The organism is uncultured Shewanella sp. (genome assembly GCF_947501665.1).
Taxonomy (GTDB): Bacteria; Pseudomonadota; Gammaproteobacteria; order Enterobacterales; family Shewanellaceae; genus Shewanella.
The window spans coordinates 14,825-33,775 of the sequence record NZ_CANMWS010000012.1 but is presented as its reverse complement, the minus strand read 5'-3'; the positions used below and the strand labels follow the sequence as shown (position 1 = coordinate 33,775).

The 18,951-nt window shown below is 36.3% G+C and carries 17 protein-coding genes; 9 read left to right on the top strand and 8 right to left on the bottom strand.

Annotation, left to right across the window (positions count from 1 at the left end):
* The first annotated feature begins 499 nt into the window (after positions 1 to 499).
* The 3 genes from Q0976_RS10680 (at position 500) to Q0976_RS10670 (ending at position 3,307) form a co-directional block, all read left to right on the top strand.
* Positions 500 to 1,327, top strand: a complete 828-nt coding sequence (locus Q0976_RS10680) for a hypothetical protein (protein WP_299493791.1) — start codon at positions 500 to 502, stop codon at positions 1,325 to 1,327.
* A 1,290-nt stretch (positions 1,328 to 2,617) separates the two neighbouring features.
* Positions 2,618 to 3,076, top strand: coding sequence for a hypothetical protein (locus tag Q0976_RS10675; RefSeq protein WP_299493788.1), 459 nt, complete (start codon positions 2,618 to 2,620; stop codon positions 3,074 to 3,076).
* Positions 3,077 to 3,307 (top strand): hypothetical protein, encoded by a 231-nt coding sequence (locus Q0976_RS10670; RefSeq protein WP_299493786.1) that lies wholly within the window; start codon positions 3,077 to 3,079, stop codon positions 3,305 to 3,307.
* A 263-nt stretch (positions 3,308 to 3,570) separates the two neighbouring features.
* Here the strand turns inward: Q0976_RS10670 and nagB-II are convergent, their stop codons facing one another.
* From nagB-II to Q0976_RS10650, 4 genes are all read right to left on the bottom strand, one after another.
* Positions 3,571 to 4,569 (bottom strand): glucosamine-6-phosphate deaminase NagB-II, encoded by a 999-nt coding sequence (gene nagB-II, locus Q0976_RS10665; protein WP_299493784.1) that lies wholly within the window; start codon positions 4,567 to 4,569, stop codon positions 3,571 to 3,573.
* 61 nt (positions 4,570 to 4,630) lie between these two features.
* The gene (locus Q0976_RS10660; protein WP_299493782.1) at positions 4,631 to 5,098 is read right to left on the bottom strand and encodes a hypothetical protein; all 468 of its coding nucleotides are present in this window, start codon (positions 5,096 to 5,098) and stop codon (positions 4,631 to 4,633) included.
* Between the two features lie 207 nt (positions 5,099 to 5,305).
* Entirely contained in the window at positions 5,306 to 5,590 is a 285-nt protein-coding gene (locus Q0976_RS10655) for a hypothetical protein (RefSeq protein WP_299493781.1), read from the bottom strand.
* Between the two features lie 7 nt (positions 5,591 to 5,597).
* Positions 5,598 to 6,227, bottom strand: coding sequence for a 3'-5' exonuclease (locus tag Q0976_RS10650; RefSeq protein WP_299493779.1), 630 nt, complete (start codon positions 6,225 to 6,227; stop codon positions 5,598 to 5,600).
* Positions 6,228 to 6,669: 442 nt separating this feature from the next.
* On the opposite strand from Q0976_RS10650, the gene Q0976_RS10645 reads away from it, so the two are divergent.
* Together Q0976_RS10645 and Q0976_RS10640 are read left to right on the top strand one after the other, a co-directional pair.
* Complete coding sequence (locus tag Q0976_RS10645) at positions 6,670 to 7,302, top strand: helix-turn-helix transcriptional regulator (RefSeq protein WP_299493777.1); 633 nt, start codon at positions 6,670 to 6,672, stop codon at positions 7,300 to 7,302.
* Between the two features lie 539 nt (positions 7,303 to 7,841).
* Positions 7,842 to 8,225: a VOC family protein gene (locus tag Q0976_RS10640; RefSeq protein WP_299493775.1), complete on the top strand. Its 384-nt coding sequence runs from the start codon at positions 7,842 to 7,844 to the stop codon at positions 8,223 to 8,225.
* A gap of 169 nt (positions 8,226 to 8,394) precedes the next feature.
* Here Q0976_RS10640 and Q0976_RS10635 read toward each other — a convergent pair whose 3' ends face one another.
* Entirely contained in the window at positions 8,395 to 8,640 is a 246-nt protein-coding gene (locus tag Q0976_RS10635) for a hypothetical protein (RefSeq protein ID WP_366525074.1), read from the bottom strand.
* A 919-nt stretch (positions 8,641 to 9,559) separates the two neighbouring features.
* On the opposite strand from Q0976_RS10635, the gene Q0976_RS10630 reads away from it, so the two are divergent.
* Genes Q0976_RS10630 through Q0976_RS10620 form a run of 3 tightly spaced genes read left to right on the top strand, consistent with a single transcriptional unit; the run spans position 9,560 to position 14,618 of the window.
* Positions 9,560 to 10,198, top strand: coding sequence for a TetR/AcrR family transcriptional regulator (locus Q0976_RS10630; protein ID WP_299493773.1), 639 nt, complete (start codon positions 9,560 to 9,562; stop codon positions 10,196 to 10,198).
* On the top strand, positions 10,195 to 11,505 hold the full coding sequence (locus tag Q0976_RS10625) for an HlyD family secretion protein (RefSeq protein WP_299493771.1): 1,311 nt from the start codon (positions 10,195 to 10,197) through the stop codon (positions 11,503 to 11,505). Before Q0976_RS10630 ends, Q0976_RS10625 begins: the two co-directional genes overlap by 4 nt.
* Positions 11,502 to 14,618, top strand: a complete 3,117-nt coding sequence (locus Q0976_RS10620) for an efflux RND transporter permease subunit (protein ID WP_299493769.1) — start codon at positions 11,502 to 11,504, stop codon at positions 14,616 to 14,618. Before Q0976_RS10625 ends, Q0976_RS10620 begins: the two co-directional genes overlap by 4 nt.
* Positions 14,619 to 14,771: 153 nt before the next feature.
* Here the strand turns inward: Q0976_RS10620 and Q0976_RS10615 are convergent, their stop codons facing one another.
* Both Q0976_RS10615 and Q0976_RS10610 read right to left on the bottom strand, forming a co-directional pair.
* A complete protein-coding gene (locus Q0976_RS10615) occupies positions 14,772 to 15,977 on the bottom strand; it encodes a hypothetical protein (RefSeq protein ID WP_299493767.1) in 1,206 nt (401 codons plus the stop codon).
* 133 nt (positions 15,978 to 16,110) lie between these two features.
* Positions 16,111 to 16,662 carry a phosphoglycerate mutase family protein gene (locus tag Q0976_RS10610; RefSeq protein ID WP_299493765.1) on the bottom strand — a complete coding sequence of 184 codons (552 nt, stop codon included), beginning with the start codon at positions 16,660 to 16,662 and terminating at the stop codon, positions 16,111 to 16,113.
* Positions 16,663 to 17,061: 399 nt separating this feature from the next.
* On the opposite strand from Q0976_RS10610, the gene Q0976_RS10605 reads away from it, so the two are divergent.
* Positions 17,062 to 18,426, top strand: a complete 1,365-nt coding sequence (locus tag Q0976_RS10605; RefSeq protein WP_299493763.1) for an outer membrane beta-barrel protein — start codon at positions 17,062 to 17,064, stop codon at positions 18,424 to 18,426.
* A gap of 56 nt (positions 18,427 to 18,482) precedes the next feature.
* Here Q0976_RS10605 and Q0976_RS10600 read toward each other — a convergent pair whose 3' ends face one another.
* On the bottom strand, positions 18,483 to 18,896 hold the full coding sequence (locus Q0976_RS10600) for a MerR family DNA-binding protein (RefSeq protein WP_299493762.1): 414 nt from the start codon (positions 18,894 to 18,896) through the stop codon (positions 18,483 to 18,485).
* Positions 18,897 to 18,951: the final 55 nt, after the last annotated feature.

The window sequence follows — 18,951 nt, the reverse complement described above, 5'->3', positions numbered from 1 at the left end:
GCTTTACTGTTGGTTTGTTCTGTATTTTTAATTTTTTTAGTTTTTATATGCCTTGATTTAATTGTGGTGTTTAAAAATAAAGCCAAAACATTGATGTTAATTAATTTTAATTGTTTTATTATCATTTGTTATAGGGTGTTATTATAACAAAAGCAGATAATAATCATCTGTTTTTAAATAAATGATTGTTTTTTATTTTCTTTTTCTTCTTGTTTTTACCTTTGTTTTGTTTTTGCTTTATAATTGTTTGAATTTATATGCAATAAAGTATTGTAGTTTTAGATTAATCGCATTAAATTTATTTTATTGATATAGATTTGGTTATGTAGGTTTAATTATTTTAATAAAAGGTCTACCACTACTTCAATAATGAGGCCGCTTTGGAACGGGGTTAATTACTTTATATATTGTGTTGTTTGAGTGATTGGTCGTCATATTACTTTGGTAGATTTCCATTGATTTTTATTTTTTAATGAAAGCAGTTTTTGGGGGGAAGGTAATGACTGAAACAGCAGATACAACTCAGACGTTAGAAGAGAGAGTGGCTTATTTAGAAGCTAAATTGGCAGAAGCTGAGCAAGCGGCAGCTGATCAGGCCGTAGAGGATCAAGCCGCAGCGGATCAGGCTGCAATTGATCAACAGAAAGCAGATGATAAAGAGGCAAGAGATAAAGAGGATACTCAAAAAAATATTAACTCACCCGTTGCCCTTAATCAGCAAACTAGACAAAGAAATTTTTTGAATACTGGCTTGAATGTGATTGTAAATAATAAATTTTCATTTACATTAGGGGTGAGTACTTCTACGACAGTAGGAGCCTATAATAATATGAAGTTGGCAACCTCAGTTTCTTTGACGATAGGTGTGAAGTTTGATACGACCATAGCTTCAAAAAACAGCATATCACTTTTGTGCAATAATTATAGTTTAGAAAAAACGAGAGTATCTTTCAGCAAGAAAGAGGTGTCTTTTAAGCGCAGTACTGTGTTTGCTACCAAGAAAGAAGTGACTGCTGAAGAGACAAAAGCAACACTGTCTCAGTTAAGAGCTTTACAAACAAAGGTAAATATTGTCGGTGATGATATTACAGGAAGAGTGAATAGGATCGAGAATACGGCTACAAAATTGGGGACTACTGTTACAAATATAGGAGAAACACTGACAGATGTTCAAACCAAAACAACGGCTATAGATGATGTTGTGGCTAGAATGGATACAGCGGAGGCTAAAATTACGAAAGCAGGGGCTTATCTCGCAGATCATGAAGCCTCAATTGCAGCGAGTGGGATCAATATTGTTGATGCTGGAATGACAATGCTGAGCTAATATAGTTCTGATTTATTGTTATAATAAATTTCACTAAAATGGCGACTGCGGGGACGTGTATGGCGGATTTTCCCAGTGAAATAGAGTCTGGAAGTACTAAGATTTAAGATAATGGCATTAATATTATTGGGTAATTAATCTGAACTCGAAATAAGGAGTGTTCAAGAGGATCAACAATCCATTTGCTGATAATGAGTTAACAATAAGCCTATTATTGGCAAATTTGGCTTAATGCCTAAATAACCTGAACTCGGGTTAAGCAGCACCATTAAATATCGCTATTTTGGCCCCTATCTGTGTTGTGCTTTCTACTCATAGCGGGCTATTAGACACGAAATCCCGCCTTGATATCGACATTTAGCAAAAAATGACATAAATAAAAACAAGAAATCAATTTAATTCATTGATTTTTAATATCATCTGGTTTAAACTAGACACTCATTATCCCGAGTTTAGGTTAAATATATTGTCAATACCAAGATGGAATGTTGACTTGAATAGTAGGCTATGTACAGCAGGATAATATGAGTAGAAGACAAAATATCGATATTCTCACCTATATCTAAACTAAAAAACGTTTCAAAAGTCTGCGTCATTGATGACATCAAGCTACCTTCCACGTTATTGAGGTCCCGCTTAAAATAATCTTGTTGTAATGTAATCATAAGCGCCAATAGTGAGTGGACAAGGTTTATTCATCATTGGCACTCGAGATGTTTCCTCATTTTATTTTTATATCAGACTTAACTTTACCTTATGCTATTTTATTGGCGTAAATTGCTTTGAGATTGGCTTTTGTGATGGTGGCATTAGTCCGAATAGAAGGAATGTGTTTAACTTTATTTCAACGATAATACTTTTGCTATTATTTTGGGGGCAGGTAGTTTTCTATTCTTTGTTATATTTTTCTCTTTGTAAACTTATGTCAGTTTTGATTGGTTCTTTGTTGATTGTGTAATAAGTAAAGTGTTTACTCTAGTTAATGTCAATTTCAATTATTTGGGTGTATTTTTATATATGTTTCTGAATAAGTTGTAGTTACAAAATTAAAAATATCTCATTATTTTTTTAATTTATGAAAGTCTTTCCATGAAGTCTTAAATACCCTTGTGATCGTGATCCGAAAAAATTGAATTATGGATATAACAAAACTTAATCGATTTCATTCTTAATCTATAACATTGGGTGTTGTTGTAAATATCTAATTTTATAAGTTTTATATCCATTTGAGTTGACGTTTTATTGTTATTTTGTTGATCATTTTAAAATCGTACTTTTAAGAGGTGAGTCATGGTGGGTGCAACAGCAAATACGGCAACAGGTGAAAAGCCAAAGTCTAAGCCTATTGATATAAATAAACTCGAAGGGAAAATGAATGTTAAACATGAATTCGATTTTCTGGGGTATAAACCGATTGCTGAAAATAGTTTTAAGTTGGTATTGGGGGCATCTTGGTCAAATACCATTGGTGCATATACGAATATGAAATTAGGCAGCTCTGTTGGCCTGACAGTTGGGGCTAAATTGGATACGAGCATTGCATCGAAAAATACTCTTTCATTATTAGCCAATAATTATACTTTTGAAAGAGTGCATGTAAAATTTGAAGATAAAGAGACAGCATTTAAGCGTAAGGCGTTGTTTGGTGAAAAAGAAGAAGTGACAGCCGATGAGACCAAAGCGACATTGTCTCAACTTCATGCATTGCAAAGAAAGGTGAATATTGTTGGTGATGATATCACTGGCTGAGTGAATAGAATAGAAAATACGGCCACCAAATTGGGAACGACGGTTACAAATATAGGTGAAACATTGACGGATGTTCAAACAAAAACGACGGTTATAGATAATGTAGCTGCTAGGATGACGAATGTAGAAACAGCTGTTGATAGTCATACAACTAAAATCGAAGCGAATGGGATGGGCATCAGCAGAAATTCACTGTGGCTGATGGACAATGATTTATCTATGATTGGCTAAAAGCGGTTACATTTTTTAGTTAGTTTCTGTCGGTTTCTTAAGGTCAATGTGGTGTTGTAAAGCTAATTTTATTGTCGTAATGCGCGTACTGTGAATTTTATTGTGATTTAGCGATATACCTAACCATCTTAAAATAAGAGGTATGTTTTCAAGTGGCATTTTGAGCGCCTATTTCAATTAAGAGAAGAGGTTTTTCAAAAAGGGGATTTGATAAAGTGTTTAGCCGTCAAGATGGTGTGAGTTACTTAAAGAGTTTACGATGGTCATAATGTTCTCGTAATTTTTTTGAGCCCTTCAGGTGCATCAGGATTAAATCCAAGTTTGACAGCCGCTTGAGCAATATCGAGGTAAAATCGCTGCATGATCAATAGAGGAGATAATCTAGGGTGAATATGGTCACCTAATGGTGATAAATGCAGTATGTTGGTATTTTTTTCTTCTAATTCTTTTATTCTAACTTGGTGTACGCTGAGGCTTTCATCTTGCACACCTATATCCAATAATACAACTTCATGTTGAATGAGTGCGATGGGACCATGAAGAAATTCAGCGCTGCTAAAGGCTTCAGCATGAATGCTATATACTTCTTTTAGTTTGAGTGCCATTTCTTTAGCGATGGCAAAACCAAATCCTCTTCCTAAAATGACTAAGCTTGATAAGGTTTGTAAATCAGAAGGTTTAAGTAGCGGTTTTTGGGCGTTAATTTTATTTAATGCCATTGGGAGTTTAGTAAGCTCTTGAAGTAAAACGTTATTTTTTGTCCATTGGGCTGTTAGCTGAATAAGGGCCGTTAGTGTACACAAGTAACTTTTTGTTGCCACAACAGCAATTTCCTTGTTGGCTCGAATAGGGAGTACCTCATCAACTAAATTGGCTATAGGAGAGGTTTCATCATTGATAATGGCAATGGTATAAGCACCATGGGTGCGGGCCATTCTCACTTGAGTGAGTATGTCAGGGCTTCGTCCGGATTGAGAAATGACAATGACAACGGCGTTTTTGAAATGCATCTTTTTAAGGTAAATACTGGATACAGAAGGTGAAGAAAGACTGACAGGAATGCCTGCTTCAATTTCAATTAAATATTTCCCAAAGACACCTGCATGATCTGAAGAGCCACGGCCAATAAAAACAACGACACTGGGATTAATTTGTCTGAGTTTTGTCCCTATTCTTGTGACAATGGGTAAGTTTGTCTTTAATTGATTTTCAATAAGGTCAGATGTTTGTTTTGTTTCTAATTCCATCTTGCAAGCGGTCATAGATTGTCCTCAAATATTTTTTAACATTGATTAAGTCTGTTTTCAGTCCTAAAAAGTCGCTTTAATCCTTGCCAAGTACAACTGACTTTATCTGTGTTGAGAAAGTGATATCCCTTAATTCGATTTTTTGTTGTTGATATACAAAAAAGCTGTAACTGTCAGTAACAATGATGTTTGCTATCTGATCGTGATTATTGTGTGCATTAATACAAACAATATGCAGATAAGTTGTAAGATAAGAATATAAGAAAGGGTGAGAGAAATTGATAACGTGTGGATGATAATGAAGCACCTTTATTCTTAATGCATTTATGATGATATTCAAGGTGAGTTGTAGCGTGTTTTCTTGCTTTAATGATAAAAGAGTGATTTGTTCAATGATATTTTCTACCTCTTTATCGTCAACTATAGGATTGATAGCCCCTGATATACCTTCCCCTAAAGTTGTGTTGTGCTGATCAACGAATATTGTCTTGCATTGAATGGCATCGACATCAATAAGGATAAAATAGAGTGAATGGTGCATCATGAAAGATACCTCTATTATGCAAGTAGACTCGCTAGATATTGACTAATATGACGTCATTTAAGCCAGTTATAAAAATACGTCATTAATGAGTATGGAAGAAAAAAAATGGCAGGACAAGTAAAGGAAGGTTGTAATATCAGTGCTGCTGAAATTAACATTAAACTCCTCAATAATGCTTGCTTTTATTCAATTGTTTCTAATTTATTTTTAGTTATTAATTAACATTTGAATTTTATTCATGTGATGTTCTAGTTTATTGATTCGCTCGAGTAACTCTGAGGCTAATGGGTGAACTTGAGCGCTTGCCTGGGATATTTTTACTTTTTTCAACGCTAATTGCATGTCTACAAAAATTGTTTTACAGACTTTAAGCTGTGTGGTTTGCGCGTTGATAGTGGTTGTGAGCTGGAGCTCTTTTAGGGCCATTTGATAATGATCTAATAAATGGCCTAAATTGAGTATGTTGGAAAACAGTTGAGGATCGATTTTCATTTTAAATTTAAGCTATGTCTGCTTCAAGGTGATCGGCTGTACACATAAAGAGTTTATCCATGATAGCTAATAATACTTTGGCTTGATGTTGAGCATCGTGAAGTGCGTGGTGTTTTGTTCCAATAAAAGGCAGAATGTTATTAGGATCATAACCAAATATCATTTTTGATAGCCAGCTCATAGTGGCTAATGATTGATTTTCATACTTAAATATTGGTGCTGTTAAGCCTGCCTGTTCATATGCTTGTGTCAAAATGGCATTATCAAACTCTGCATTATTACCCATTAATTGTATGATGCTATTGGTTGGAAATTGCTGACTAATAAAGTGTGATAAATCTTCTAAGGCCCCTTTTAAGGGCCGCCGTGGAATACTAGGTGCAAATAATTCTTGCCATGATGCTGGATTGGTCATGCGTTGTTGTTGCCAAAAGTGATGACAAATTTTATCTGTTGTACGGTGGGCCTGAAGTTCGGTTTGGCAGCGAATATAATATTCATCGACAATGTTGGATTCGACAACATTGACAACAACACAACCGATAGAGGCTATGACGGCATCTTCTCTTTTTCCTAACGTTTTAATATTAATTAAAGCGACAAGTGGTGATAATTGGAATGGGTTCAATATTCTCATTGTGTCATCCTTGGTGGTTGTTTACGCTAGGATATAGGCGCGGGGCAATGTGCCCCGTCTACCTAGTAATACCAACATTGGTATTAGAATGAAAAATACAATGCTATTTCATTCTACACTCACTTATGGGCTTTTTAGCACTCTCCTTGTGGATCCCTTAAAGTGAGCTTATCTCCCCTGGATAAATTTAGTATAATAAATTTGTCATTCTAAATTTAGGCTGTAAACTAGCATATGTTAGCTTTAATAAGCAAAAAGTTTTTTATACTAAATTGATGTTAAATGTGCAGGTCCAAAAATAGAGACAAGTTCCACTCCTCTTGATTTGGTTTAACTAATTGATTTTAAATGATAAAAAGTGTGTTTAATATTATTGGCATGAATGGCGCGACATAAAATTTGGTTTTTTAAGTGTTATTTTTGCATATTTATAGGAAATGCCATGCAAGCATTAGGTAAACGGGTTAAACAAAAGCGCATTCAACTAGGTTATCAAGCTAAATATGTGGCAAAGGAAGTCGGATTGAGTCCTGGAGGTTTATCGTTATTTGAAAATGGCCATACATCAGGTATCGATTTTATTACTGGGGTTAAATTAGCTAAATTATTACAGCTAAGTCCTGAAGCATTGGCTTTTGGTTATGAGGTCAATACGTTGCCTGAGCGTTCAAATATGCTTGCGATTATTGGTTGTCAGGATTCAGGCCCAGAGCATGATTGGTTAGAAGAGAGTATAGAAAAAAGGCCGTTAACAACAGAATGTGTTGATTTGCAGTTCAGTCGAAATAACACTTATTATGGATTGAAGATAACAGAAAATACTGGGCGTTATTTAGAAGGAGAAGTGGCGATTTTGAACGCCGATCCTCAACAAGTATTAGTGTCAGGTAATGATGTATATGTTGTTTATCAAACTCATCGTCAGTTAATGCATTTTTTATATGAAAGGGCTGGAAAAGTGCATTTAATTGGGTTTGAAAAGGACAGTCATTTATTGGTCGTTAATCGAAGTGAATGTCAATATTTACATTCAGTTATAGCAATAGCCGGTAGTGAGAGCGTAAAGAAAAGATAAACAGGCCCTAGTCTGCTCAGCCCTTTTTAATAAAGAGGGCTACAACAAAGAGTAAAACACTATTAGTGGATTTTACTTGTAAAAGAATGAAGACAGCCTTTGTGCCATAGAAATCATTTCTAAAAAGATCAACTGCCGTTAACTTAATAGATTGGACTCATGTTAAGCTGCCATGTTATACCAATCTAAGTAAGTAAATGATCAGTTCAGAGCTACTCAGGTTTTTCGATTCAAGGCGCATTGATGCAGGAAGGGTCATTTCCTTTCAAATTAATGCAACAAAGAAGTGAAATGCCTGAGTGACTCACTCTGTGCGGGTTTAAAAATACGTTATGCTGCGTTGTCTGTTTTCGATATAGAATAACGATTAGCGTCAAACTGCCACGACTGCCATGGATGATGGGGCTGTCAGTTAAAGCAGGAGCAATTAACCACCTTGCCTACCGCATTTTTAATTCCCGCTGAGTGATCACTTACTTAGATTGGTATTAATGCAAGGAATTGAAGCAATTTCATATTAAATGAATAGGGAGATTATCATGTATAGCCATGTGATGTTAGGGGCAAAAAATATCCATCAGTCTAAAGCCTTTTATGATGCCACTTTTGCAACCTTAGGTTATGAGGCGGGTGTATTTGATGAAAAAGGGCGTTGTTTTTATTTTACGCGTAGCGGGGTATTTGCCATAACATTACCTATTGATGGTGATACCGCGAGCCATGGGAATGGGAGTACAATTGGTTTTTCTGCACAAAGTGTTGCTTGTGTAGAAGCTTGGCATAAAGCAGGAGTAGCCCATGGAGGTAAAGAGTGTGAATTACCTCCAGGTGTCAGAGAGGGCTCAGTGGGGAAAATGTATATTGCTTATTTACGTGATCCTGCTGGGAATAAGATTTGTGCTCTTAACTGGATAAATGAGTAATTTTTTATTAGTGAAGTGCTCTGAGGCTGATAGCTTTCGGAGCACTTTTGTTTTTGATAGGGCTCATTTTTAGATGATTTTTATGGCCTCAATTGCTCATTGGTTATGGTCAATTTTTTGAAACTAGAGCGCTTCCTCTATGTGTACTATATAATGGTGACTATTATGCCTATCGTATATCTTCCTCCCCTTGTTTTCCCATTAATCTTTCTGTGCCCATTTCACTATATAATTGATTACTGCCGCCATTTCCTTTAATAAAGTCATTGTCATCGCCGTGATAAATACAATCATTTCCCATATCACCTGACAGAATATCGTTACCTTTATATTCTAAGATTAAGTCATCACCTGCTCTACCAGTAAACGTGTCATCTGCTGATGTACCTTTGATTACATTATTAAACTCCGCAATAGTTTTATTGCAATAAAGTGGGTTGAAAAAATTAAGGGTAGGGTTGTTTCAATGCCTGATAAATTTGTTTGATTGACATGTTATCTAAAATATATATCAAATCTATTAATGAGCCTAAAATCGGAATGATGAGTATGACATATTTTATTAAATATAATTTAAAATAAATCGAATAGTCACTATCTATGTTTTTTATTTCACTTTTTTCTAAATTCGGATACTTTTGTCGATATCAAGGTGAGGTTTCGTGTTTAATCGTCTGCTATTAGTAGGAAGTACAACAAAAGCGAGTGTTCAATAGTGATATTTAACGGCGCTGCTTAATTCTAATTTAGGTTTATTATATGTATAAATGTGTTCATATATAGTGATAGTAATTATGTTTTATATTTAGTTGTTATCAGTTGTGATAAATGTATTATCTATGTGTCTGGTGGTCCCCCTCTCTAATGTAAGAAAAATATTTAGCATATGTGAAAAATGTAATTCTTATATTTGATACATAAGAAAGTTTTTTGGAAAATATTTTAATAAGAATAACCGCAGGCATAATTTTGTAGATAGAGAGCATAAATATAATTGATTTTATAATGAGAATGATTATATTCAATAAAGATTAATTATAGTTAACTATTTGGTTGTCAGGCGGGTTTTTAGTTGGGATCCATTGTTATATTAATGATTCTGTTACCTAATAGTGAGATTGAGTGTGATTACTTTCTCATGAATGTCTAGTATTTAAGAATATTTTCATAAAATCACTAATTAAAAGATAGTTTTTATACAGTTGAAATGTTTTTTACAGGCATAAGCTATCTAAATTCTACAGCTAAGCTGTTTTTGTGGAATTAATCTAATAGATGGAAGATGAAATTTTTTTTACTATATTCTTCAGGTAGAGAATATGTTGGAGAGATCAGTGAATAAAGCTAAAGTTGGGCGACCGAGAGTGAATGGCTATCATAGGGCAGCTCTTATCTCATCTGCCAGAGAGTTGTTTATTGAGCAAGATTTTGACTTAGTATCTGTGCGAAAAATTGCGAAAAAAGCAGGAACAGATCCTGCTTTAATCCGATATTATTTTGGCTCTAAATTAGGGTTGTTTGTTGCTATGATGAAGGAAACGATGGAACCTATTACGAAAGTTTTCTTTAAAATAGAAGAAAATATGGACATTAATCAACCTAAAAGATTGATGACACTTTATTATCAAACTATGGCGAAATACCCTAACTTTCCAAGGCTTGTGTATCGTTTAGCTTGTACTTCTGAGACGGCAAAAAATAGAGAGGTCATAGAGGTATTTAATGAGTTATTTGAACCTCAAGAGATAATTTTTTTTGAAGTATTAAAACGAAATGGATTGCTAGGACAGGATGTTGATGCGCAGTTGGCAAGAATTAGTTTTATTAGTTTATTAATTTTTCCTTTTATTATGCCTAATTTATTACAGTCTAAATTAGGTATAGATATTACGCCCGATTTTTTATCTAAACTGGCTGCGCATAATACAGCATTAATTAGTCATGGTATTATGAATGGGAATACATCTAAATGAAGTTAAGTCAAAAAACAACATTATTACTGGGTGTCGGTTTAGGGCTATTGGCTATTATTCTGGCGGTACTATTAAAGAGCACGCCAGATACTCGTTCGCAAATCAGTCGAGCAAAGTTAGTGGATGTTATGCCGCTATCTAAGAAAAACATTGCGCCAGCAATTAAAGGTTTTGGTCGTACTGAACCTGAGCATACTTGGAGTGGGGTTTCTCAAGTTAGTGGTCGCATTGTTTATCGTAATCCTGCGTTGGCTTCAGGCCGATTTTTGCCTGCAAATACCTTACTATTGGCTATTGATCCCACTGAATATAAATTAAAAGTTGTTGAAGCTAAAGCCAATAAAAAAGCATCAGAAGTTGAGTTAACTCGGTTGAATTTAGATGAAAAAAACTTAAAGTTGAGCTTAGAGATAGAACAAAATAAGTTAACTTTAGTGAAAAATGAAGTTGAAAGGAATAAAAAGCTTAATCGAAAAAACTTATTGTCTGAATCGGCATTAGAAAATCAACAACAGAACTATTTTAATCAGCTCAAATTAGTGCAGGACATAAAAAGTCAATTAACCTTATTACCTGATGATCGCCGAATATTAGAAGCACAATTAGATGTAGAAATATCGAAATTAGCAAGTGCTGAGCGGGATCTTCAACATACAGAAATAACCTTGCCTTTTGATGCGCGTATTGCCGATGTGAATATTGAAAATAATCAGTTTGTTCAATTAAATGAAACTATGGTTGTTGCATATGAATTGGGGACGATTCAAGTAATGGCTGAGTTTTCAATTGATGATTTGAGGGTGTTATTAAGTAGCTTACCTGCTATTCCTAAAAAAGGGTATTTGCCATCTTTTAAAGGTGTTGATTTGGCAGCCTCAGTGAATTTAAACATTAATAACCAGTTGGTGAGTTGGCCCGCAAACGTTGAACGAGTTGCCCAAGAAGTGGATGCTCAAAATGGCATGATAGGTGTGTATCTCAATATTGAGCAAGATATGAGTCAGATCAATATCGCAAAGAAGCCTCCTCTTGGCAAAGGCATGTTTGTTACGGCCATAATTAAAGGGAAAATGCAATCTCAGTATGTTGTTCCTGAAAAAGCGATACAAGGGGATCAAATCTATGTGATGAAGGCAAATGATACATTGAAAATAATACCTGTTAATGTTCTTTTTAGAAATGATGACAAAGTCGCAATAGAAGGAAATATTGAAGAGGGCGATCGACTCATCATGAATGATATTGCACCTGCGGTAAATGGTATGGCATTACGGACATCCAATAAGGTTGGAGAGACGTTATTATGATTGCTTACTTTGCTCGTCATCCGACCATTGCTAATTTGTTAATGTTTACCTTTATTTTTTTAGGTATTGCCAGTGTTACACAACTTAAAAGAGAAACCTTTCCTGTTTTTGAGTCCCCAAATATTACCGTAACGATTGTTTATCCTGGTGCTTCTCCAAAAGAGGTAGAAGAGAGTTTGTGCCTGAGAATGGAAGATGCAGTGGATGGACTCGATAATATAGAAGAAGTTAAATGTGATGCACAAGAAGGGGTAGGTACTTTAACCTTAGACTTGAATAATGGCATTGATGTTGGTCGCATGCTGATTGATGTGCAAACCCAAATTAATGCCGTGAAAGATTTTCCTACATCGATTGAACCCCCTGTAGTTGAAGAGTCGAATTGGACCGATCCTGTGATTGATTTGGCTATTTCAGCCAATATGAGTCAACCCAAATTGAAAGACTATGCTGAGGATATCAAGCGTCGATTAAAAGTGGATGCGGGAGTCGGGTTAGTTGATATTCAAGGTTTTTCTGACAGGCAGCTACGTATTGAATTAAATGAAATCGATATGCGACGCCTAGGTTTGACCGCTGAACAAGTGGCCGATAAAGTCAGTCGGCAAAATATTAAAGTTCCCGCTGGAACGATTGATTTAAAAGATAAAAGCATTCTTGTTCGATTTGATGAGCGTAAAGTAACAGCGGATGAATTAGCAAAGATCGTCATTCAATCAACACCAAACGGTGGGACGATTTATCTTGGGGATATTGCAACGATTACGGATGGATTTGAATTAGAAGAAGATAAGATCCAATTTGATGGTCAACCCGCTGCTATTTTGAAAATCAGTAAAAATAAATCTGAAGATGCATTGAGGGTATTAGATAAGGTTAAAGGGTTTGTTGCTCAAGAAAGTACAAACTTACCCGATGGCGTGTCACTTACTTTAACAAACGACACTTCTTCTTTGATCAAAGATAGATTAAAGATGATGGTGAACAATGCGTGGCAAGGGATTTTACTGGTTTTTTTCTCATTGTTATTGTTTTTCTCTTTACGTTATTCATTTTGGGTGGCAGCAGGTTTACCGGTCGCATTTTTTGGCGGCCTTTATATGATGAGCCTGTTTGGATTGTCCATTAATATGATGTCGTTAGTCGCTTTTTTAGTGGCTATCGGGATTATGATGGATGATGCTATTGTGATTGCAGAGTCGATTGCTGCTCAAAGAGATAAAGGCTTGAGTGTTGATCAATCCGTCATTGAAGGCGTTAAGAAAGTGGCGCCAGGGGTTTTTTCATCTTATTTAACAACAATTTGTATATTTGGCAGTTTACTGGGACTCGATGGACAAATGGGAACGGTTCTTGCTGTGATCCCTTTAGTCTTAATTATTATATTAACGGTGAGTTTAATTGAAGCATTTCTTATTTTACCTAATCATTTATATCATTCATTAGAGAAAGTGGGAGAGACCGATCCCAGTTTAAAGTGGAAATGGAAAGCGGCCTTTTTAAAGCGTTTTGAGTCTATCAAAAATAATCAGCTAGTGGATTTAGTGACATTTCTTGTTAAGTGGCGCTATTTGACTATTGGTGCAATGTTATCATTATTTCTGTTGAGCATTGCTTTAGTGGTCGGTGGGGCGGTGAAATTTTCTGCTTTTCCTGAACTTGATGGAGATGTCGCTGAAGCGCGTATTATCCTGCCTGCTGGCACGTCACTTGCTGAAACGAATACATTAGTCAATATGATTGTCGCAAAAGCACAGAAAGTAGGAAAAGCGCTCACCATTAAAAATAAGGAGCAAGAAAACCTTGTACAAAATATTACCGCACAATATAACTTGAATGCTGATGATGGAGAAAAAGGTGCACATGTTGCGACAATAAGGCTTGATATTTACTCGGCTGAAAAAAGAAATACCTTGATAGGGCAATTTATTAACCAATGGCGCTCCGAAGTCGGTGAAGTTGCTGCGCCAATTTCAATGATTTTTAAGCAACCCGCTTTTGGGCCAGCTGGGCGTGACATTGAAATACGGTTAAGAGGGGAGAATTTGCCTGAAATGAAACAGGCTTCAACGTATATTCAGCAATATTTAAATCAGTTTAAAGGAGTAACTGGCGTACTGGATAACCTTAGACTAGGGAAACCTGAAATTAATATAGCCTTAGGTGATGCAGCCCAATCTTATGGTATTGATGGAACGGATATCGCCAATCAATTAAGAAGTGCATTATTAGGGCAAATCGCTGATAGAGTGCAGGTGGGGACTGAAAACATAGAAATCGAAGTGAGTTTAAATCGAGATCAAGCTGGGAACATTTCGACTTTACTTAACTTCCCCATCATGTTGGCAGATGGAACTCAAATTCCTTTATCGGCGATAGCAAAGCTTAGTTTTGATCGATCTTATGTGCGTTTGCAACGTATTGATGGCCTACCAGCAATTACCATTTTAGGGGATGTAGACAACAATGTGACTAATGGCAAGCAAGTTTTAGCCCAGTTCAGTCAAGACTTAATCCCTGAATTAAATAAAGCATTTCCTGATGTGAGAGTGAGCCTTGAAGGTGCGACAAAAGAAACGGCTAAAACAGGAAAGAGTTTTGCTATCAAGTTTTTGATTGGTATTTTTGGATTATTTGCGATTTTAAGCTTTCAATTTAGAAGTTATATAGAACCTGTCATTGTGATGAGTGCGATTCCGATGGCATTGATAGGGGTCATTTTTGGTCATCTTTTGCTGGGCTATGATTTATCAATGCCAAGTATGATGGGGTTTATTTCTCTGGCGGGGATAGTTGTGAATGACTCGATTTTGTTGGTGGAATATATCCGTCATCATGTGGGCCAAGGTGAAGCGGTCAAAGAGGCGGCTATTACCGCCAGCAAAGAACGCTTTAGGGCGATATTTTTAACTTCCTTGACCACGACAGCAGGTTTATTGCCTTTATTGCTTGAGACCAGTCTACAAGCTCAAATTGTTCAGCCTTTAGTCGTCTCGATTGTGTTTGGTATGCTGGCATCCACTGTGCTTATTTTATTGATATTGCCTTGTGCTTATGCCATTTTAGCCGATTTTGGATTGATAAAAGCACATCAGTCATTACAAGAAGCCTAAGGGTTTTATATGATTTGAAAATAATACAAGTGATAACAAGTACAGTTAAAAGCAAGATGACTGGACTTGTTATCATATATTAGCGCCTATTGAACTTTGGGTGATATTTATATGGCAATGGGTCAATTCTTTATCGGTGTTTGAGCCTTTAGTTTAAAAATCACTTTTTGGATACTTGTGCTTTAGTGTCTCTAAAATTGTTTTGGCTTCTTCTTCTGGTGTCATTTTCCCACTATCGAGTTCCAGATCATTGGCAATATCTTTATGCATTTGTAAAAGCAGGCCTATGGTATGCCCTGGAAAACGATTTCCTCGTTTTTTCTCGTGGGCGAGAAGCGTATCGTTATCAGCATTCACCGCCACCCAAAAAGTCGGCATGGCTTCTAGTACTGCTTTTGCTTCTAAATATTCATCTTTAAAAGAGAAAACTTGATCAGAAATGACATTAATACCGCACTGAGAGATAAATTTTACAGCATGAAAATGTGCACTGAGAGCCAGTCTTGCAAGTTCACCTAGTTGAACGGTGGCATATTCATAGGGGTTGTCGATACTGGGGCCTGGCATGATTAAGTAAAAACCGAGTGCTTGTTCGGGTTTAGGTTTGAAATGATGAGTATCTTCTTTTGTCACTGGGATCCCTAAATGTTTAGGGGCTAGCATAGTGACGACATTATCTATTCCAAACTGAATACGAGGGGAATGCATGGCTTGTTGAAGGCTTTGGCATAAAGTACTTTTTCCTGCACTCGTTGTTCCCGCGATTAAGATAATATGACCAAGATCTTCGGTATGGTTTGGAAAGGTTAAGGGAACCCACCTGGATGCGGGGTTTTCTCTTAAAGGTCGTTCAAGCAAGTATTGGGTGATTTCATCTGCACAGGTTTTAGCGCTATTATTGTGGCTATCAAGCTGCAGATCATACTTTATTTTTGTTACCATTTTTTGTGTTAAGTCGATAGTGCTGCCTTCAGGTCTAGCGCCTAATTTCTTCTCGCTTTTTATTCGTGATGTTTCATCATGAATCACTTCTATCCAAGTGACGTCAAGTTCTTGAAGAAAATAGTTGAGCTGTGAAAGGTATTTTTCAGCAATTATACAGTGGTCGACAATCATATGGCAGCCGCCTTTTGCCATACCGGTAATCGCTGCGTGTAATGCCGTTAAATCATTATCATCTTGGGCTGGGTTTGTGCCGAGGGGAAGGCAGTTATTTGGAGAACGCATGATGGAGTAAAAGTCTCGCAAACCTAAGGTAAAGAAAGGTTGGTGACTGTATTGTTGAAACTGCTCGATAATGGCTTGTTTTTTTGAATGGGGAGCGCCATTGAGGATCACAACCATGCCCGCACATGCCATAACTATCCCTTTGTAATGAAAGATTATAAAAAGTGTAGTTGAATTGAGCAGATTTTCATGGGGAAGTTGAAAGTAGAATACTCTTTGCTTATTTTAGCCGCCTGATTTGACGGCGCATTGTTGTTTAATGAGGTTAACTATCACTACTGAGAACTTCAAGAATTGGCGTATCATTATTAAAGCGAATGAAAAAAAGTTGTCCAAATTCGTGTTCAGATAAAATAATACTTGGTTGATAGTTAAAGCGATACTTTCCTAAGCTGACATTAAAATGAATGCCTAAGTCTTGTAGCATGCTAGGAACAGTATTGGAATGTCCGGCAATCACTAATGTTTGGTTACAATAATTATTTTTAAGTTGATGAATAAATGCTGCTTGCTCTCTAGGATCATATTCAGTAATGGATAGATTTTTATGTTGGCTGAGTGGCGTTAATGTTTGTTTTGTTCGATTATAGGGTGTTGAAAATAAACGGTGAATATTGATATCAGCTAACATATCAGCGATGCGTTGGGCTCTTGCTTGTCCTCGCTCTGAAAGATTAGGGTCGTGATTGCCTTTTTCATCCAATTTTTCTGCATGACGAGTAATATAGAGGCTATCGGGTAAGCAAGCTGCAAAGGCGATTTGAGTACCTAATAAATACATTATGGCAGCTAAGCAAGTTGGAAAAAATAATTTCATTAAGGATCCCTTAGTGTGTTGTTATTCCGTTGGAGGGGCTAATTTTCAAGTGATTGCTAGAGGCTATTAATAAATAACATTAAATTTTAACATAGTTAACTATCCAGAAGAAGTTGATTTATTTTGATTAGTGATGATGAATAAGGATGACTTAGGTTGGTATAAAATAATGTATTCGCGATTGATGATAAATATCATTCCCGTATCAAAGTGAGAACGTATTTTGGCAGACAAAGGAGAGGGAAGACTTTTACCTATCATATTTTTCGATGTATTTTAATCAGGTTCCTATTAGATATTTCTCAAACCTGCACTATATTTATTTTGTGTTTTACTTACTTGTTTAAGGTACTAGGTAAAACGATGGATGTTGATAATAAATATATAGGGATGAATGAAATGAAAAAACGCATAGCTGTTGCTTTTATTTTACCGTGCTCACTCATGTGCCATTCGTTATACGCCGAAGAAGATCATGGGCTTAAATCTCCACCACCACCGCCGCCACCTGCTCCTAATTTTGTACCTAATGGTTTTTATGTCACCGCATCGGCTGGTACCAGTTATTTAGAAAAACAACGTAGCATTGCTGATGAAGCTTATAATGGTACAGGGATCGTTTCATATGATTGGGGGTTTAATGCTGGAGTGAGCTTAGGGAAGCAAGTTGATCTATGGCGCTTTGAAGTTCAGATGACTTATCTGTATAACGACATGGATAAGGTATTTGACATTGATCAAGGTAATCAGCAACAAGGGGTTTGGTACGGGTTCAATGTATTGAGAGATTTCCCCATCAGTAAACATTGGATCCCTTATGCTGGGTTTGGTGTTGGGGGGATCACTATTAATTCTAGTTTTGGTGCACTCAGTGAGTGGAGCGATCCAACAGATGACACAAGTGGTTTTGTTTCTAATGAAGATTCATCTGATTCTGCTTTTGCTTATCAAGCGACAGTCGGTATAGCTTATCAGCCTATTCCCGAGATGCGTTTATTGGCTGAAGTGCGGCATATTGGCTCAAGCCAATTTAATAATTGGACCCAAAATAGCAATAAATTAGAAAGCTATTATCAATCGACACTGTTTAATCTTGGATTAACTTATTATTTTGATGGAGTGCCTAAGCACAAGCCGACTCCTCCTCCACCTCCCGCTGATCATGCATTGTTTTATTTGAGTTTATCTGGCGGTGCGAGTTATTTAGAAGAGCAAATTGCAACCTCTGAAAATGGCGTGGCTGGCGTTAAAACAACATTTGATACGGGTTATAATGTCGGTGGTAGCATAGGTATTAAATATAATAATTGGCGTACTGAGTTACAATTCACTTACCTAAGTGACGAAATGGATAAAGTGGATGATATTGCTCAAGGGAATAAAGTGTCTGGCAATTGGTACGGTTTAAATCTATTACATGATTTTCCAATGGGGAGTGCTTGGATCCCTTATGCGGGATTAGGCGTAGGGCTAATTGATATGGAAACTAAATATGATGGTAGTGTCTATATGCAGACGGCTTCAGGATCTGAAATGGTGAGTTTGGATAATAAAACGGATACATCTGTAGCTTATCAGGGGATTGTTGGTGTTGGATTTCAAGCGACCGAAAGTATGAGGATCTTTGGAGAATATCGTCATTTAAGAGCACCAGAAATGAAATCGACTGTATTAACCAATACAGATGGTTATGAGTATGATCTGAAAACGGCTTATCAAAATAATCTGTTCAATATTGGTATGAGTTATACCTTTGGCATGTAATTTGTTACGGTTGTTTTTATAAAAAATAGGGCCAGTCTTAAACAAGATTGGCTTTTTTATTGATTGGAAGGCTTTTTTGAAGTGTTAGGGTTAACTAAGCCCGTTAAAATAGCGCAATTAGGCTGTTCGCCTCCTTCACAATCATGAACAAGAGAGGAGAGCTGCATTTCCAATATTTGTAATTGAGTAATTTTTTCGCTGATTGCATTTAAATGTTGTGTGGCAAGTGCTTTGACATCTTTAGCATGGCGAGCTTGATTGATTTTCAAATCAAGTAAAGCTCGGCAATCATCAAGGGCGAAGCCTAACGTTCGGCAATGATGAATAAACGACAATGCTTCAACATGAGCGTCATTATATTCTCGATAGCCATTGATATTTCGTTGGCCTGTAACAAGGCCGATATCATGATAATACCGAATACTTTTGACTGTTAAGCCTGTTGCTTTAGCAACCTCACCTATTTTCATGATCCACTTCCAATGACTGAATACGTTTTAAAAATGATAGCAAAAACAGTTTGAC

Bases quoted from the DNA above. Each gene is read 5' to 3' on its own strand.
- Q0976_RS10600 (WP_299493762.1), bottom strand. From the start codon at position 18,896: ATGAAAATAGGTGAGGTTGCTAAAGCAACAGGCTTAACAGTCAAAAGT.
- Q0976_RS10680 (WP_299493791.1), top strand. From the start codon at position 500: ATGACTGAAACAGCAGATACAACTCAGACGTTAGAAGAGAGAGTGGCT.
- Q0976_RS10610 (WP_299493765.1), bottom strand. From the start codon at position 16,662: ATGAAATTATTTTTTCCAACTTGCTTAGCTGCCATAATGTATTTATTA.
- Q0976_RS10645 (WP_299493777.1), top strand. From the start codon at position 6,670: ATGCAAGCATTAGGTAAACGGGTTAAACAAAAGCGCATTCAACTAGGT.
- Q0976_RS10650 (WP_299493779.1), bottom strand. From the start codon at position 6,227: ATGAGAATATTGAACCCATTCCAATTATCACCACTTGTCGCTTTAATT.
- Q0976_RS10615 (WP_299493767.1), bottom strand. From the start codon at position 15,977: ATGGCATGTGCGGGCATGGTTGTGATCCTCAATGGCGCTCCCCATTCA.
- Q0976_RS10640 (WP_299493775.1), top strand. From the start codon at position 7,842: ATGTATAGCCATGTGATGTTAGGGGCAAAAAATATCCATCAGTCTAAA.
- Q0976_RS10605 (WP_299493763.1), top strand. From the start codon at position 17,062: ATGAAAAAACGCATAGCTGTTGCTTTTATTTTACCGTGCTCACTCATG.
- Q0976_RS10660 (WP_299493782.1), bottom strand. From the start codon at position 5,098: ATGATGCACCATTCACTCTATTTTATCCTTATTGATGTCGATGCCATT.
- nagB-II (WP_299493784.1), bottom strand. From the start codon at position 4,569: ATGACCGCTTGCAAGATGGAATTAGAAACAAAACAAACATCTGACCTT.
- Q0976_RS10675 (WP_299493788.1), top strand. From the start codon at position 2,618: ATGGTGGGTGCAACAGCAAATACGGCAACAGGTGAAAAGCCAAAGTCT.
- Q0976_RS10625 (WP_299493771.1), top strand. From the start codon at position 10,195: ATGAAGTTAAGTCAAAAAACAACATTATTACTGGGTGTCGGTTTAGGG.
- Q0976_RS10655 (WP_299493781.1), bottom strand. From the start codon at position 5,590: ATGAAAATCGATCCTCAACTGTTTTCCAACATACTCAATTTAGGCCAT.
- Q0976_RS10620 (WP_299493769.1), top strand. From the start codon at position 11,502: ATGATTGCTTACTTTGCTCGTCATCCGACCATTGCTAATTTGTTAATG.